The organism is Mesorhizobium sp. U510 (assembly GCF_059180695.1).
This window is the reverse complement of the sequence record NZ_CP180532.1, coordinates 5,266,171-5,281,528: the sequence shown is the minus strand read 5'-3', so window position 1 is coordinate 5,281,528 and position 15,358 is coordinate 5,266,171. Positions and strand designations below refer to the sequence as shown.

General features: G+C 63.3%; 14 protein-coding genes and 1 pseudogene. 7 read left to right on the top strand and 8 right to left on the bottom strand.

Going from position 1 to position 15,358, the window contains the following annotated elements:
* Positions 1 to 67: 67 nt before the first annotated feature.
* The 3 genes and pseudogenes from ACLGL5_RS27395 to ACLGL5_RS27385 all read left to right on the top strand — a co-directional run.
* Positions 68 to 409, top strand: coding sequence for a winged helix-turn-helix domain-containing protein (locus tag ACLGL5_RS27395; RefSeq protein WP_010910183.1), 342 nt, complete (start codon positions 68 to 70; stop codon positions 407 to 409).
* A gap of 173 nt (positions 410 to 582) precedes the next feature.
* Positions 583 to 1,332: a class I SAM-dependent methyltransferase gene (locus ACLGL5_RS27390; protein ID WP_069092459.1), complete on the top strand. Its 750-nt coding sequence runs from the start codon at positions 583 to 585 to the stop codon at positions 1,330 to 1,332.
* A pseudogene (locus ACLGL5_RS27385) lies at positions 1,323 to 1,458 on the top strand (molybdenum ABC transporter ATP-binding protein); the annotation flags it as partial. The gene ACLGL5_RS27390 and the pseudogene ACLGL5_RS27385, both read left to right, overlap by 10 nt.
* 61 nt (positions 1,459 to 1,519) lie before the next feature.
* On the opposite strand, the gene ACLGL5_RS27380 reads toward ACLGL5_RS27385, so the two are convergent.
* The 8 genes from ACLGL5_RS27380 to cobF form a co-directional block, all read right to left on the bottom strand.
* Positions 1,520 to 2,473, bottom strand: coding sequence for a D-ribose ABC transporter substrate-binding protein (locus ACLGL5_RS27380; RefSeq protein ID WP_069092458.1), 954 nt, complete (start codon positions 2,471 to 2,473; stop codon positions 1,520 to 1,522).
* Between the two features lie 32 nt (positions 2,474 to 2,505).
* Positions 2,506 to 3,660, bottom strand: coding sequence for an ABC transporter permease (locus tag ACLGL5_RS27375; RefSeq protein WP_069092457.1), 1,155 nt, complete (start codon positions 3,658 to 3,660; stop codon positions 2,506 to 2,508).
* Positions 3,623 to 5,203 (bottom strand): sugar ABC transporter ATP-binding protein, encoded by a 1,581-nt coding sequence (locus tag ACLGL5_RS27370; protein ID WP_019859018.1) that lies wholly within the window; start codon positions 5,201 to 5,203, stop codon positions 3,623 to 3,625. The genes ACLGL5_RS27375 and ACLGL5_RS27370 overlap by 38 nt, the downstream gene beginning before the upstream one ends.
* Positions 5,200 to 5,859 carry a DUF2291 family protein gene (locus ACLGL5_RS27365; protein ID WP_069092456.1) on the bottom strand — a complete coding sequence of 220 codons (660 nt, stop codon included), beginning with the start codon at positions 5,857 to 5,859 and terminating at the stop codon, positions 5,200 to 5,202. The genes ACLGL5_RS27370 and ACLGL5_RS27365 overlap by 4 nt, the downstream gene beginning before the upstream one ends.
* A 323-nt stretch (positions 5,860 to 6,182) precedes the next feature.
* Positions 6,183 to 7,934 (bottom strand): glycerol-3-phosphate dehydrogenase/oxidase, encoded by a 1,752-nt coding sequence (locus ACLGL5_RS27360; RefSeq protein ID WP_069092455.1) that lies wholly within the window; start codon positions 7,932 to 7,934, stop codon positions 6,183 to 6,185.
* Positions 7,931 to 8,707: a DeoR/GlpR family DNA-binding transcription regulator gene (locus tag ACLGL5_RS27355; protein ID WP_064983867.1), complete on the bottom strand. Its 777-nt coding sequence runs from the start codon at positions 8,705 to 8,707 to the stop codon at positions 7,931 to 7,933. The genes ACLGL5_RS27360 and ACLGL5_RS27355 overlap by 4 nt, the downstream gene beginning before the upstream one ends.
* Entirely contained in the window at positions 8,704 to 10,239 is a 1,536-nt protein-coding gene (locus tag ACLGL5_RS27350) for an FGGY-family carbohydrate kinase (protein WP_069093448.1), read from the bottom strand. Before ACLGL5_RS27350 ends, ACLGL5_RS27355 begins: the two co-directional genes overlap by 4 nt.
* A gap of 338 nt (positions 10,240 to 10,577) precedes the next feature.
* A complete protein-coding gene (gene cobF / locus ACLGL5_RS27345) occupies positions 10,578 to 11,354 on the bottom strand; it encodes a precorrin-6A synthase (deacetylating) (RefSeq protein WP_494372804.1) in 777 nt (258 codons plus the stop codon).
* Positions 11,355 to 11,571: 217 nt separating this feature from the next.
* Here cobF and ACLGL5_RS27340 point away from each other — a divergent pair, with 217 nt between their 5' ends.
* The 4 genes from ACLGL5_RS27340 (at position 11,572) to hflC (ending at position 15,356) form a co-directional block, all read left to right on the top strand.
* The gene (locus ACLGL5_RS27340; protein ID WP_069092453.1) at positions 11,572 to 12,588 is read left to right on the top strand and encodes a DUF4424 domain-containing protein; all 1,017 of its coding nucleotides are present in this window, start codon (positions 11,572 to 11,574) and stop codon (positions 12,586 to 12,588) included.
* Positions 12,588 to 13,106, top strand: coding sequence for a dihydrofolate reductase (locus tag ACLGL5_RS27335; protein WP_069092452.1), 519 nt, complete (start codon positions 12,588 to 12,590; stop codon positions 13,104 to 13,106). The genes ACLGL5_RS27340 and ACLGL5_RS27335 overlap by 1 nt, the downstream gene beginning before the upstream one ends.
* A 169-nt stretch (positions 13,107 to 13,275) precedes the next feature.
* Positions 13,276 to 14,391, top strand: a complete 1,116-nt coding sequence (gene hflK / locus ACLGL5_RS27330; protein WP_019859010.1) for an FtsH protease activity modulator HflK — start codon at positions 13,276 to 13,278, stop codon at positions 14,389 to 14,391.
* Positions 14,391 to 15,356, top strand: a complete 966-nt coding sequence (gene hflC / locus ACLGL5_RS27325) for a protease modulator HflC (protein ID WP_069092451.1) — start codon at positions 14,391 to 14,393, stop codon at positions 15,354 to 15,356. Before hflK ends, hflC begins: the two co-directional genes overlap by 1 nt.
* Positions 15,357 to 15,358: the final 2 nt, after the last annotated feature.

Sequence of the window (15,358 nt, the reverse complement as noted above, 5' to 3'; positions counted from 1 at the left end):
TGATTTGGAATAACGCTATCGCTGAATTGGCTTCGGCAGGAGTCCTGGTGACCGCGGAGGAGCAAAGATGCCATCGCTGAGCTTGCGGATAAATCTCGATCCCGACGGGCGGATCGGTCCGGGCAAGATCGAGCTTCTGGAGCAGATCGCCACCTTCGGCTCGATCTCGGCCGCCGCGCGCGGCATGGAGATGTCCTACAAGCACGCCTGGGATCTGGTGGAGGACATGAACCGGGTGTTCGGCAAGCCGCTGGTCGCCGCGCAGACCGGAGGCCGCAAGGGCGGCGGCGCGCAGCTGACGGCTATCGGCCTTGCGGTGGTCAGCCGTTTCCGCGCCATCGAGCGTGCGGCCACCGCGGCAGCGGCGACGCATATGGATGCACTGCAGGCGGAGATCGATGCGGGCTGAGAGGCGTGGGCGGAGCGAGGTTTCGCGCTGCCAACGCAATCGGGGCAGGTCACCGCGCGAACCAGATGCTGCGATCGTGCCGCCTACATTATCACCGCAATCCCCAGTCGCGATTGATTCCCGCGCGCGACCATGATTGGTAGTTTCGCAACGCGACCAACGAGGAAATTGAGATGGACGCCGCTCCGCCAGAGTTCAACCGAAATGCCCTCGCTTCTCTTGTTGACGGCAAATCAACGCTTGAGGTGGGGCCTTTCACGAATCCGACTTTGCGCGGTCCAAACGTTAAATATTTCGACGTCATGGACAAACAAGGACTGATCAACAGGGCTAATGCGATCGGCTATGTCTACACCGTCCCGGTGGATATCGACTATGTTTCCAGCACCGGCGACTTGAGCATCGTGGACAAAAAGTTTGATTTTTGCCTGAGCAGTCACTGCGTCGAGCATCAACCAGACCTGATTTACCACTTGAATCAGGTCGCGAGGATTCTCACTGCGACAGGCAGATACCTCCTGATTATCCCGGACAAGCGTTACTGCTTCGACCATTTCATCGCAGAGAGTTCGATTGCCGATTTCATCGGCGCTCGAGGCAACAAAGTTCACACCGCAAAGAGCGTCATCGAACACATTGCTCTAGCCACGCATAATGATCCGGTTCGCCATTGGACCGGCGATCACGGGGTACCGAGATTTCGTGACAATCTGTCCAGTGTTTCCGTGGCCATGAGCCAGTACGACACCTCCGCTGGGGCCTACATCGATGTTCACGCTTGGCAATTTACACCTCAAAGTTTTCGCTCGGGAATAGAGGTGCTTTCCAATCTCGGCCTGATCGGGCTGGAAGTGGAGCAAGTCTATGCCACGCCGCACAACACTTTTGAGTTCTGCGCCATTTTGAAGCGACGGCTGGCGTAGAGAAGCAGCCCGTGGCGATCAGGCGGGCACTGCTCGCCAGACCCAGATTGCTGCTCATGGATGAGGCTCTGGCCTCGCTCGACGAGGCGCAAGGCCGAGATCCTGGCCTATATTGGGATGACGCGACCGTGCCGGCCCGCGACATAGGACAGAGGGGCGACCGAAAGGCCACCCCTCGTCGGTTTTCTTACTCCGAGAGCGTGAACGGAGCCGTGTACTTGTCGACATTGTCCTTGGTGATGAGGAGGCAATCGAACAGCTGCTTTTCGGTCGCGGCGCCGGTCTTGCCGGTCTTGATGAAGGAGTCCGCCTGCTGCACGGCTTTCGCCGAGTAGACGGCCACCGGCTGCAGCACGGTGTATTGCAGGTCACCGGCCTTGATGGCGGCGACAGCGTCCGGCGAGCCGTCGAAGCCGCCAACCTTGATGCTCGACAGTTTTCCGGCCTCCTTCAGCGCAGCGATCGCGCCGAGCGCCATCTCGTCATTGCCGCTGGTCACGCCGATGATGTCGGGATGGGCCTGGAGCAGGCTCTGCATCTTGTCGTGGCCCTGGGTGCGGTCCCAGTTGGCGACTTCCGAGCCGACCTTCTTGAGGTCGGGATACTGGCTGATAACGGTCTCGTAGCCGTTCGACCGTGTCGCGGCGTTGTTGTCGGAGGGGGCGCCGAGCAGCTCGACATAGTTGCCCTTCTCGCCGATGGCCGTCACCCATTGCTGGCCGCCGAGCGCGGCGCCCTGGGCGTTGTTCGAGACAAGCTGCGCCTTGGCGAGGCCCTCCTGGTTGATCTCGGCATTGACGAGGAAGACCGGGATGTTGGCGGCGATCGCCCTCTTGACCGCGCCGATCGAGCCGCTGGCATCGGCCGGATCCAGGATGATGGCCACGGACTTGTTGGTGATCGCCGTGTCGATCAGCTTGCTCTCGGTGTTGGTGTCGGCCTTGGAGGCGCCGACGGTCGCGGTGTAGCCGAGCTTTTCGGCTTCGGCCTTGGCGACATTGCCTTCGGTGAGCCAGTAGGGGTTGGCGGGGTCGATGACGATGATCGAGATGAGGCCGCTGGCCGACGCCGCGCCTGCCGCGACGATCGGTGCGGCAAGGGCGAAGGCCGAGAGCATCAGAATTCTGGCACTGCGATACATAGAGTTCCTCCTTTGGTTAGCAATCGCGCCGGTCAGCCGGCGGTCTTCTCGAGGGCGGGATCGGCCGTTGTGGCCTTGTCCTTTTGTGGAGAAGTGGGCGAGCCGCCGGCCGGGCTCGGAAGCTTGACGCGGCGGCGATACTGGATAGCGTTGAGCAGCACCGCCAACACGATGACCGCGCCGGTGAACACTGTTTGCCAATATGCAGAGACGCCGATGATCACCAGACCATCGGACAGGAAGCCGATGACGAAGGCGCCGACCAGCGTGCCGCGGATGTTGCCCCGGCCACCGGTGAGCGCCGCACCGCCGATGACGACTGCGGCAATTGCCGTGAGCTCGTAAGAGGTGCCGGCGGTCGGACCCGCCGAGGTCAGTTCGGAGGACAGGATGAGGCCGGCCACGGCGGCGCAGATGCCCGAGAGCATATAGACCGACACCTGCACCTGCTTGACCGGCACGCCGGAGAGTTCGGCGGCGCGTTCGTTGCCGCCGGAGGCGTAGAGCCAGCGGCCGAAGGCGGTGCGGTTGAGGATGATGCTGCCGATGATGGCGATGACGGCCATGACCAGCACGCCGATCGGGATGTCGAGCAGGCGGTTGAAGCCCAGCCATTCGAAGCCGGTGTTGCCGAGCTCCGGCTTGCCGCCGAGATCGTTGTAGGTCAGGCCATTGGTCATCAGCAGGGCCGCGCCACGCACGACGTAGAGCATGCCGAGCGTGGCGACGAAGGCGGGGACCTTCAGCCAGGCGATAAGGACGCCATTGACCAGACCGACCAGCGCGCCGAGCACGCAGACCAGCACCGCGACGACCCAGACCGGCGGGTAGAGGATGACGCCGAACGTGGTCAGCTGCACGCCCTGCATCAGGAAGCCGGCGATCACGCCGGAGAAGCCCAGCGTCGAGCCGACCGACAGGTCGATGCCGCCATTGAGGATGACCAGCAGCATGCCGACCGCCAGTATGCCGAAGATGGCGACATGCGAGGCCATGGTCAGGAAATTGCCGACCGAGAAATAGTAGGGAGACAGCAGCGAGAAGACGATGATGATGGCGATCAGCGCGAAGAAGGCGCGGCCCTCCAGCAGAAGCTTGGCCAGGCTGAAGCCGTCGGCCGAAACCCTCGGGGAGCGGCTGCGATCGGGGCTAGCGTCGGTCACGGTGGTGGCTCCTGTGTTCTTCATGGTCGGAGACCACGGCCTCGCCGGAAGCGGCCATGATCTCCTCCTTCGTGGCATCGGCACCGAATTCGGCCGAGATCCTGCCGCGATGCATGACGATGATCCGGTGCGCGATGCTCAGGCATTCGGCGACTTCCGAGGTCGAGAAGACGACGGCGAGCCCGCGCGCCGCCCGCTCGCTGAGCAGCCGGAACACCTCGGCCTTGGCGCCGATGTCGATGCCGCGGCTCGGCTCGTCCAGCAGCATGACCCTGGGATTGGTGGTCAGCATCTTGCCGATGACGACCTTCTGCTGGTTGCCGCCGGACAGCGAGCCGATAGGCGCGCTGCCGCCCGCGGTCTTGACGTGCACGTCACGGATGGAGGCTTCGACCAGCGTCCGCTCCTGCGAGCGCGACAACAGCATTCCCCTGACGAAAGCGCCGATGCTGGCGAGCGACAGGTTGGCGCCGACCGACATCGTCTGAACCAGGCCGTCACGCTGGCGATCCTCGGGCACCAGCACGAGCCCCCTGGCGATGCGCTCGGCGATGCCGAAGCGGGAGATGTCGTTGCCTCCGAGCAGGATGCGCCCGCCCGATGGCTGCAGGCGCCCGGCGATGCATTCCAGCAATTCGGTGCGCCCGGCGCCCATCAGCCCGTAGATGCAGACGATCTCGCCGCTGCGTACGGCAAGCGACAGCCTGTCGACCACGGAACGTTCCGAGCTCGATGCATCGGGGACACTGACATCCTCGACCGACAAGGCAACCTCGCCGAAGGCGTATCCGGTGGGCGGCGAGCCCAAATCGAAGTTCTCGCCCACCATGTTGCGGACGATCCATTCGAGGTTGATGTGCCTGGCGTTGGCCGTCGCGGTGATCGCGCCGTCGCGCAGCACCACGGCGTGGTCGGTGATCTGCAACGCCTCCTCGAGGTGGTGCGAGATATAGACGATCGAGACGCCGCGGGCCGTGAGGTCGCGGATCACCCTGAACAGCACCTCCACCTCGGTGGCGCTCAACGCCGAGGTCGGTTCATCCATGATCAGGATGCGTGAATCCACCGAGAGCGCGCGGGCGATCTCGACGATCTGCTGCTGTCCCAGGCGCAGGTCCTGAACCAGCGTCAGCGGATCGATGTCTTCCTCGAGGTCGGCCATCAGCCGCCGCGTCTGGCGGGCCTCCTCGGCGAAATCGACACCGGTCGCGCCGCGTATTTCCCGGCCCATGAAGATGTTGTCGCGCACGCTCAGATTGGGCGCGAGGCTGAGTTCCTGATGGATGATGGAGATGCCGCGATCGCGGGCGTCGGAGGCTGAGGAGAAGGTGACGGACTGGCCGTCGAGCTCGATGGTTCCCGATGTCGGCGTCGTCACGCCGGAGAGGATCTTCATCAATGTCGACTTGCCGGCGCCGTTTTCGCCGAACAGCGTCGTGACCTTGCCGCGGCGTATGTCGAAATTGACCCCTTTGAGCGCGTGCGTGCCACCATAGGTCTTTACGATGTGGCGGGCCGCGAGCACGGTGTCGCCCGGCGCCGGCTCGAATTCGGGCGCCGCATTCATTGGACGCTCAGCTTCACCGGCGCGACCAGCCAGCCTTTGGGGTTGATCAGCTTAAAGACACCGACGACCGAGATGGTCTTGCCGGTGAGCTGGGTGTTGTCGATGGCCGACAGCACCTGCTTCTTCATCTCGTTGTTCAGGGCCGAGCCCGCATTCTGGTACTCGATCTGGTTGGTGAACTGGCCGAAGGTGATCGCGCCGGTGGCGTCGCGCAGATCGGTGCCGTTGATCGCCGGTCCGGTCTGGATGCGAATGACCAGATTGTCCGGGACGTCAGCCACCTTGACGGTGTAGATGCCCGACTTTCCCTCGCCGACGACGCCAGTGAACTTGACCGAGAATTCGGTGCCGACATTGGCCGGCACGCCATATTGTTTCTCCGCGGCCGCCTTGTCCTTGGCGATGGCGGTTGCAAGCGTCGGTGCATCGACGGCGCGCTGCTCGACGGCGGATTGCACGTTCGGAAATTCAGCCCTGCCGAACGCCTCCGGCGAAAACGCCGCCTTGCGGGTGTCTTCGGCCGAGCCGATCGTGACGATCTTGGTGTCGAGGATCATTGCGCCGAGCAGCGCCAGGATCGCGATCGCGACGGCCGCCCAGCGGACGCCTGGCGATCCTCGCCGGTTCATCGTGGTGGTTGCTGGCTGCGAACTCATGCTGTGACGACCTGTGTAGTGGCGGCGATGAGAGGTGGCATTTCGTTTTGTTGGCGCGAAGCGCCGCATAAGCCGCTGTGCGGTTGGCCCGCTTGCATCGACCCCTCCCGCAGCGTGCTCCTCCAGCGCAATCGACCATACATCGATGTTAATTTACCGTCAATGACTGTGATACTTTGTCGATAACGTAACATTCATGTGACCGAGCGGCTGATATATATCCATATATGATATTGATATTGTTTAGGTTTTCAAAAATCGACAATATCTCACAGGTGCTGTGACACGCTTGCTTTCAAGTCAGCAATGAGGCTGTGCCGCGCTCAAGCCAGTTTGGCGCGATCACTCGTGGTTCGCGGCAGGTGCTCCGGTTGCAGCCCCATCAAATTGTTGCCGTTGAGCTGCGTGACAACCGCGTCGATCTCCTCGCTGATCCTCTGAGCGTTCCAGCCGAGCGCCCGGCCGGCAATCAGGGCGATCTGCTGCAAATCGCTTGTCGTCAGGGAACCGCTGATGGCCAGCGTCGTGCGCCGCATGACGATGTCGGCCAGATGTTCGACGAATTCGCTGCGAGCGATGTAGTCGATCTCCGATACGCTGTAGTCATGCGAGTCCGGCAAGCGGTCTTCATTGCTCGATGCGCTCTGGTGCCGGGCTATCGGCAATGCCTTGGTGCCATAGCGCGACAGCAGCAGGTCGAGCCGGGCCTCGTCGATGCCTGAGGCCGACGCGGCCTTGGCCAGCCAGCTTGATCGTGCAGTTGTGTCGGCCGGAAAGTCCTTGCCGCCGCCGATCGGCATCGAGCGCGTCGTCACCTTGCGGATGCGGCCGAGACGATCGAGCACTGTGTCGGCGACCTCCTCGGCGAAACCGCGAAATGTCGTCCATTTGCCACCGATCAGCGAGATGATGGGGAAGGGCCGCGATGGCTCCGACTCCGCCACCGGCGCCGAATGATCGCGGCTGATCAGGCCGGGGATGGCGGCGTCGGATGCGGGCAGGGGTCTGATGCCGCTATAGGCATAGACGATCTGGTCGCGTTCGAAACGCATGCCCGGCAACAGCGTGCGCACGCTTTCCAGCAGATAATCGATCTCCGCCGGCTCGCAGCGAACCGTATCCGGATTATCGGCCGCGAGATCCGTCGAGCCGACGAGCGCCTTGCCGAGATAGTCGTAGACAAGGCAGATGCGCCCGTCATCGGCTTCGAAATAGAGCATGCGCCCGGCCAGACTTTGCACCAGCGCTTCGTGCTTGAGAAGGATGTGCGAGCCCTTGGTGCCGCCGATCATCCTGGACGGCGCCCCGAGTGCCGCGTTGACATGGTCGATCCATGGGCCGGCGGCGTTGACGACCAGCCTCGGCCGCAACGAGAATTCGCCGCGGTTCTGTCGTCTGAAGGCCAGCACGCCGTTCGAGGAAGAGACCAGCGAGGTGTAGTTGGCCGCGCTGGAGTTAGGGTTGGCCTCCAGACCATCGGCGATTAGCTCGAGCACCAGCCGTTCGGGATGTGTGATCTTGGCGTCGTAGTAGGTGCCGGTGGCGACGATCGAGCCAGTCAACGCCGGCATGTCGCGAAGCGCTTGACGGCGTCCGACAAGCCGATGGCGCGGCATCACCCGGTGCCGCGAGCCGTAGAAATCATAGATCATCAGGCCGATCTTGATGAGGATCGCGCCACGGCTGCGCGGCGCGCTGGTCGAGCCCAGCAGCGTGCGCAGCGCCGCCCACATGCCCTTGCCCCAGGAGAAGATCGGGATGACCGTCGGCAGCGGGCTGACATAGTGCGGCGCGTTCTTGAGCAGCAGGTTGCGCTCCAGCGTCGACTGCGCCACCAGCCCGAATTCGCCGGTCTCCAGATATTTCAGCCCGCCATGGATCAGGCGCGAAGGCGCCGCACTGGTGCCGGAGCCGAAATCCGCCTTGTCGACGATGCAGCAGCTGACGCCCTGCGCGCTGAGATCGCGAAACAGGCCTGCCCCATTGATGCCGGCGCCGAGGATGACGACATCGATATCGCCGGGGACACCGGTCCGTTGCTCGGAGCCGTGCTGGCTTTCGGCCGTTGATGTCATGGCCTCGCCGTCTTGACGATACGCAGCTGGACCCCGGCCTGCTCCAGCTTTTGCGCATGCTTGTCGCTGATGCCGTCGGTAACCAGGACCGCCTCGAAGCTGACCAGGTCGTCGAGCACGTGCAGGGCCACTTTGTCGAACTTGGAATGGTCGACCAGGAGGATGCGCTTGATCGCCGCCGCCATCATCGCCTGCTTTACCCGCACCACATGCTGATCCTGGATGAAGGCCGTGGTGCCGCTGATCGCGGAGGCCGAGCAAATCAGGAGATTGGCGCGCAGCCGCGAGATCGCATTCTCGCAGACGATGCCGATATAGGCGTTGTAGGTGCGGTGGTACTGACCGCCGAGGCAGATGAAGTCGATGTCGTCGACATTGGTCAGCAATGCAGCCGTCGACACGCTGTTGGTGATGACGGTCAGAGGCGTGACCTCGAGCAGCAGTGGCGCAACGGCGTTGGCTGTGGTCGAGTCATCCAGGATTATCGCCTGTCCCGGCTCGACGTAATCCATGGCGGCGCGGGCCAGTGCGTCCTTCTCCGCCCGCCCAACCGTCACCCGGTAGCGGAAGGCACTTTCATAGAGGCCGGATGGCTGCACGGTGACGGCGCCATGCAGCTTGCGCAGCACGCCTTGATGCGCCAGCTGGTCGATGTGGCGGTGGATGGTCATGCGCGACACGCCGAAATGCTCGACCAGATCGTCGATGCGCACCTGGCCGAGTTTTATCACATATTCGGCGATCTCTTCGCGCCGTTCGTCAGCCTTGATCATGCTGTGCCCCCCATTGCTTGCGCTGCAAGGCTTTCGATTTCGGCCCATTTCGGCCTGAGCTGTTCGGCGATGCGGCCATAGATGGAATAACGCTCGTCCAAGACGGCGCTGCGTGCCGGGTCCGGGCGGTATTCGCGGCTCACCGTGCAGGTGGCGCGCGCGCCTTCCTGCGGCGAGGCGAACAGGCCGACTGCCGCGCCGGCGCAAAGGGCGGCGCCGTAGGCGGCCGCCTCGTCGGTCGAGGTGACGGTGACCGGCACGTTGAGCACGTCGGCGAACATCTGCGCGAAGGCCGGATTGCGCGAGCCGCCGCCGGTCAGCCGCACCTCGCGGACGGCAAAGCCGTCGCGCAGGGCTTCGACATGGGTGCGGTGGTTGAAGGCGATGCCTTCCAGCACCGCCTTCAGCATGTCGCCGCGGTCGTGCCAACCGCGCAAGCCGACAAAGCTGGCGCTGGCGGCATTGCCGTAGGGCGAACCGAACAGATAGGGATGGAAGAGCAGGGTCGACGGCTTCTTCAGCGCGGTGTCGATTTCGGTCGCCAGCATCTCGTGGATCGAGCGGCCGGTCTTCTTGGCCTCGTCCTGTTCGGCCCGGCAGAGCGTGTCGAGGAACCAGTCGTAATTCGCCGTCGAGGCCGGCGAGATCGACATGTTATTCCAGCGGCCGAGGTCGATGGCGTTGCGGCAGAACCAGCGCTGGTCGGTACGCGGCTCGGCGGAGACCACTTCGTTGATCGAGTAGGTGCCGGCGACGATGCTGACCACGCCCTCTTCGTGGCCGCCGATGCCAAGCGCCGAGGCGGTGACGTCATGCAGGCCGCAAGCAACCGGAGTTCCTTCCGCAAGCCCGGTCAATGCGGCCGCTTCGGCGGTGGCGTAGCCGACAATGTCGGCCGAATGTGCAGCCCCGGGCAAAGCCGCGAACAGCTCCTCCAGGCCAAAGATGCGCATCGCCTCCTGCGCGTAGACTTGCGTGCGGACGTCGGTGAACGAGGTGCTCGCCTCGGTCAAATCGGTGCCGACGGTGCCTGTCAGGCAAAAGCGCAGCCAGTCCTTGCAACCGACGATATGGCCGATCTGGCTGAAGCGTTCCGGCGCATGCTTTTTCAGCCAGCCCAGTATCGCCGATGGCGCCGAAGCGTGCGGAACCTGTCCGGTCAAAGCGAGGGCCTCGGCAAACACCGAACCCTTTGCCCATTCGTCGACGATCTCGCCGGCGCGGCTGTCGAGCGACAGGATGCCGGGGCCGAGCGGTCGGCGGTTCCTGTCGAGCAGATACAGCCCGTCGCCATGCGCGGTCGCCGCCACGGCCTTGATATCGCCAGCTGGCCGGCCGCTCAGGGCAATGGCTTCCCTGATCGCCTCGGCGGTCGCCTGCCAGAGGCCCAGCATGTCGCGTTCGACCCAGCGGGGATGCGGCATCGATTGCGGCACACGGCGCCTGGCCACCGACAGCTGGGTGCCGTCGGCATCGAAGATCACTGCCTTCGTCACCGTCAGGCCGTTGTCGATCCCAAGCAGGCTGGACATGATGATCCCGTTCAGCGTGAGCCGGTACGCGTTGCGAATTGGTTCCAAGCAAGGTTGGCGCTGAACATCATGGAAATCATCCTCGTCGGGATCCGCCATTGCCGATTGCGGCCGCCGATGAAACAGCGGCAGGATTCGAACCGGCCAACTGACCATACAATTCTGTGAATTTAACGTCAATATGTGTGATATACGCCAGGCGAGCAGGCTCCGCCAGGCGGAGCTTGATTATCAAATTGGCATAAAACGCTGTTTTTTCTAACTCTTGAGGGCCGCCAATCCGTCTCGCCGGTCTTGTTACCCGTTACCCGCTTGCGTGGCGACTGCCAGGGCAGTGGCTAGATATCCTCTGGCTCACCGGGCTTGCGCAGCAGATAGGTGTCCATGATCCAGCCCTTTTGCCGGCGGGCTTCCTCCCGGACCTTTTCGATCTCGGCGCTGACATCGCTGAGGCGACCGGAGACGATGATCTCGTCCGGCGTGCCGAGATAGGCGCCCCAATGGATGACGACATCCGGGTCGGCCAGTGTGTTGAAGGCGCATTTGCCGTCCAGTATGACGACTGTGCTGCCGGCATTGCTGGCCAGACCTTCTTCGGTCAGCCTGCGGCCGGTGGTGACCAGGAACGAATTGCCGATGCGGTTCAGCGCCATTTTGTGGCTGGCGGCAAGCGCCTGGATGGCAGTGATGCCAGGGATGACCTCCAGTTCGAAGGCGACGTTGTTCCTGAGGCGCACGCGCTCGAGAATGCGCAACGCGCTGTCGTAGAGCGAGGGATCGCCCCAGATCAGGAAGGCGCCGCAGCCATCCTCGGCGATCTCGTCGCGGATCAAGGCTTCGTAGATGGCCGCGATGGCTTCGTGCCAGTCATCGACGGTCGAGCGGTAGGAAGATGTCGGTTCGGCGCGGACCGGCACGTCGAATTCGACGCGGCGCGATTTCGGATTGGTGACAAAGCGGTCGCAGATCTCGCGCCGCAATTCGGCAAGGTCGTTCTTCTTGGCGCCCTTGTCGGGGATGAACAACACATCGGCACGGTTCAGGCCTGATATGGCCTGAACCGTCATGTGGTCTGGATTGCCGGCGCCGATGCCGATGACGAGAAGCTTGCGCATGGGGCGAACTCCTGCCCGATCGGAAGCTGTTAGTCCAGACCGCTCGCGTGTCCAGACCGCTCGCGTGTCCAGACCGCCCGCGTGTCCAGACCGCTCGCGTGTCCAGACCGCTGGCATGTCCAGGCCGGTGTGGTGTAGTCACGCAAGTGGAAGGGCTTTGAAACGCCGCATTGAAACGGCTAGGGTCGTCAGGGCATTCTTGCCGAGGGGGGCTTCGATGTTGCGAACTGTTCTGACTGCGGCGCTGGCGCTTTCGGCGGCACCCGCATTGGCCAACGATTCTGTTGCCGAGCTTGGCACAGGCGGGCTGATCCTGTCGCGCAGCGATGCCGTTGCGATGCAAAGCGAGGATCTCTTCATCTCGCCTGAAAAGGTGACGGTCGACTACGTCTTCCACAACAACACCGACAAAGATGTCGACGCGATCGTGGCCTTCCCGATGCCCGACATTTCGGGCGATCCCGAAGAAATGCCGGCCATCCCCGAAAACCAAAGCGACAATTTCCTCGGCTTCGAGGTGACGATCGACGGTGCCGCGGCAAAGCCTCAACTCGAGCAGAAGGTGTTCGCGCTCGGCATCGACATCGGCGCCGATCTCAAGGCGCAGAATGTGCCGTTCAACCCGTTCGGCGATGCGGCCAAGGCGGCACTGGCGAAGCTGCCACAGGCGGTGGCCGATGACTGGGTCAACCGCGGCATCATCATCAAGGACACCGCCGATGACGGCAGCGGCATGAAATCCAACTATGCGCCGTTCTGGCAATTGCGCTCGACCTACTGGTGGCGCTCGACCTTTCCGGCCAACAAGGACGTTCACGTTTCCCACCGCTACAAGCCGAGCGTCGGCGGCACGTCGTCGGTCAGCTTCTTCTATGACGGCCAGTTCCAGGGGCAGTATGCGACATACAAGACCCGCTACTGCATGGACGACACGTTCGAGAGCGCGGTGCGCAAGGCGGCGAAGGACAATCCGGACGGCTATCCCAAATATTTTGAAAGCCGCATCGCCTATATTCTGACCACCGGCGGCAACTGGGCGGCGGGCACCATCGGTAAGTTCAAGCTGACCGTCGACAAGGGCAATCCCAAAGCCCTGGTCTCGTTCTGCGGCGATAATGTCAAAAAGGTCGGGCCGACGAGTTTCGAGATGACCGCGAACGATTTTTACCCGGAGCACGACATCGATATCCTGCTGCTCGAACCGTCGGACAGCAATGGCGGGGACGCGAACTGATGCATGTGGCAATCTACGTCGCCATCGCCGAGAACGGAGTGATCGGGCGGGATGGCGGACTGCCCTGGCGGCTCTCCACCGATCTCAAGCGCTTCAAGGCCGACACGATGGGCAAGCCCATCATCATGGGCCGCAAAACCTATGAAGGCATAGGCCGTCCGCTGCCGGGCCGGCTCAACATCGTCGTCACCCGCGACAAGGGCTGGCGCGCCGAGGGCGTCGAGGTGGCGCATACGCTGGAGGCCGCGATTCAGCTGGCAACGGTGCGCGCACGCTGCATGACCGGCATCGACGAGGCCTGCGTGATCGGCGGCGGTCAGATCTATGCCCAGGCGCTGCCGCTGGCCGACCGGCTGCACGTCACCCATGTGCTGGCCGCCGTCGATGGCGACGCGCATTTCCCGCCGATCGACGCTGAGACATGGCGCGTGGTCAGTTCGCAGGAGGTTCCGGCCGGGGAAAAGGACAGCCACGCAACACGCTATTCCGTTTATGAGCGCCGCCGCCCGATACTTTGATAGACAAAAAGTGCATTGAAGGACGACAAAGGGTCGCTACCGGCCCAAAACGGATGATGTCGGCGGCGCATCGCGTTGAAAGCGTGCCGTGGCGTCCCTATAGAAGAACAACACTGGATTTTGCGCCGTAATTCCGGCGCTTGAGGGAATTCCAAGCGAAAGGACATTCATGCCCTGGAACGACAAGAGTGGCGGAGGCGGCGGCCCGTGGGGCGGCGGCGGTAACAATCAGGGGCCCTGGGGGCAGGGGCCAAAGGGGCCAAGCGGCCCGCAAGGGTCGCCCCCCGATCTCGAAGACATTATCCGCCGCGGCCAGGACCGGCTGCGGCGCGCTCTGCCCGGCGGCGGTGGCGCCAGTCCGGCGGTGTTCGGGCTGATCGCCGCGGTGCTGGTCGTTCTGTGGGCATTCCAGGCGGTCTATACCGTGCAGCCCGACGAGGTCGCCGTCGAACTGCGTTTCGGCAAGCCGAAGCCCGAACTCTCACAACCTGGCCTGCATTTCCATTGGTGGCCGCTCGAGACCGTCGAGACGGCCAAGATTTCCGAGCAGCTCGTCGACATTGGCGGCGGCAACACCAGCGGCAACGGCCTGATGCTGTCGGGCGACCAGAACATCGTCAACGTGCAGTTTTCGGTGGCCTACCAGGTCTCCGATCCCCGTGCCTATCTGTTCGACGTCTCGGATCCGGACGGCATGCTGCGGCAGGTCGCCGAAAGCGCCATGCGCGAAGCCGTCGGCCGCCGGCCGGCACAGGACATTTTCCGCGATGACCGCCAGGGCATAGCGGCGTCGGTGCGCGAAATCATCCAGTCGACGTTGGACGGCTACAAGGCCGGTCTCAACGTCAATGCCGTGTCGATCGAGGATGCAGCACCGCCACGCGAAGTGGCCGATGCGTTCGACGAGGTGCAGCGTGCCGAGCAGGACGAGGACAAGTTCGTCGAGCAGGCCAACCAGTATTCCAACCAGAAACTCGGCCAGGCGCGCGGCGAGGCGGCACAGATCCGCGAAGACGCGGCCGCCTACAAGAACCGTGTGGTGCAGGAAGCCGAAGGTGAGGCCCAGCGCTTCATCTCGGTCTATGACGAATATGCCAAGGCGCCGGATGTGACCCGCAAGCGCCTCTATCTGGAAACCATGGAGAAGGTTCTGAAGGACTCGAGCAAGGTCATCGTCGAGCAGGGCAACGGACAAGGTGTCGTGCCCTATCTGCCGCTGCCGGCATTGCAGGCGAAACCGCCGGCTCCGGTCGCGCCTGCCGCGAACACGGGAGGTACCCAGTGATGGCCAACCGTCTTCCCATTTTCGTCGTCATCGCGGCGGTCATCCTGTTCCTGATCTATTCCTCGGTCTTCGTGGTCAATGCGCGCCAGCAGGCGCTGGTGTTGAGGTTCGGCGAGATCGTCGACGTCAAGAGCGAGCCCGGCATCTATTTCAAGGCGCCGTTCTCGTTCTTCGACGCCGATACGGTGCAGCTGATCGAAAACAGGGTGCTGCGCTTCGACCTCGACAACATCCGCGTCCAGGTGTCTGGTGGCAAGTTCTATGAGGTCGATGCCTTCATCGCCTATCGCATCTCGGATCCGCGCGTCTTCCGTGCCGCCGTGTCCGGTCAGATCGAATTGGCCGAAGCGCGGCTGAGGACGCGTCTCGACGCTGCCTTGCGCCGCGTCTACGGTCTGCGCGATTTCGAGGCGGCGCTCTCGGAACAGCGTGCCGTGATGATGCGTGAAGTGCGCGATCAGCTCCGGCCCGACGCCACCTCGCTCGGCCTGCAGATCGAGGATGTCCGCATCCGCCGCACCGACCTCACGGCCGAGGTCTCACAGCAGACCTATGACCGCATGAAGGCGGAACGTCTGGCCGAGGCCGCCCGGCTTAGGGCCCGCGGCAATGAAGCGGCACAGCGCATCACGGCACGCGCCGATCGTGAAGTGGTCGAGATCGTTGCCGAAGCGCAAAAGGAATCCGAGATCCTGCGCGGCGAGGGCGAAGCCCAGCGCAGCGCCACCTTCGCGGATGCCTACAAGCGCGACCCGGCCTTCTTCGACTTCTACCGGTCGATGAATGCCTACGGCACGGCGCTGGACAGTACCGGGACGACCATGGTGCTGTCGCCGAGTTCGGAGTTCTTCCGCTACTTCCGCGATCCCGATGGCAAGGAAGGGCCGGCGAAGCCGGCGGTACCCGCCGCACCGGCAACGGCGCCCGCCGCGCCGACGACTCAACCCAGCACCGGCCAGAAATAGCC

Excerpts from the sequence above, each read along its gene's own strand:
- ACLGL5_RS27395 (WP_010910183.1), top strand. The coding sequence starts at position 68 with ATGCCATCGCTGAGCTTGCGGATAAATCTCGATCCCGACGGGCGGATC.
- ACLGL5_RS27390 (WP_069092459.1), top strand. The coding sequence starts at position 583 with ATGGACGCCGCTCCGCCAGAGTTCAACCGAAATGCCCTCGCTTCTCTT.
- ACLGL5_RS27380 (WP_069092458.1), bottom strand. The coding sequence starts at position 2,473 with ATGTATCGCAGTGCCAGAATTCTGATGCTCTCGGCCTTCGCCCTTGCC.
- ACLGL5_RS27375 (WP_069092457.1), bottom strand. The coding sequence starts at position 3,660 with ATGAAGAACACAGGAGCCACCACCGTGACCGACGCTAGCCCCGATCGC.
- ACLGL5_RS27370 (WP_019859018.1), bottom strand. The coding sequence starts at position 5,203 with ATGAATGCGGCGCCCGAATTCGAGCCGGCGCCGGGCGACACCGTGCTC.
- ACLGL5_RS27365 (WP_069092456.1), bottom strand. The coding sequence starts at position 5,859 with ATGAGTTCGCAGCCAGCAACCACCACGATGAACCGGCGAGGATCGCCA.
- ACLGL5_RS27360 (WP_069092455.1), bottom strand. The coding sequence starts at position 7,934 with ATGACATCAACGGCCGAAAGCCAGCACGGCTCCGAGCAACGGACCGGT.
- ACLGL5_RS27355 (WP_064983867.1), bottom strand. The coding sequence starts at position 8,707 with ATGATCAAGGCTGACGAACGGCGCGAAGAGATCGCCGAATATGTGATA.
- ACLGL5_RS27350 (WP_069093448.1), bottom strand. The coding sequence starts at position 10,239 with ATGTCCAGCCTGCTTGGGATCGACAACGGCCTGACGGTGACGAAGGCA.
- cobF (WP_494372804.1), bottom strand. The coding sequence starts at position 11,354 with ATGCGCAAGCTTCTCGTCATCGGCATCGGCGCCGGCAATCCAGACCAC.
- ACLGL5_RS27340 (WP_069092453.1), top strand. The coding sequence starts at position 11,572 with ATGTTGCGAACTGTTCTGACTGCGGCGCTGGCGCTTTCGGCGGCACCC.
- ACLGL5_RS27335 (WP_069092452.1), top strand. The coding sequence starts at position 12,588 with ATGCATGTGGCAATCTACGTCGCCATCGCCGAGAACGGAGTGATCGGG.
- hflK (WP_019859010.1), top strand. The coding sequence starts at position 13,276 with ATGCCCTGGAACGACAAGAGTGGCGGAGGCGGCGGCCCGTGGGGCGGC.
- hflC (WP_069092451.1), top strand. The coding sequence starts at position 14,391 with ATGGCCAACCGTCTTCCCATTTTCGTCGTCATCGCGGCGGTCATCCTG.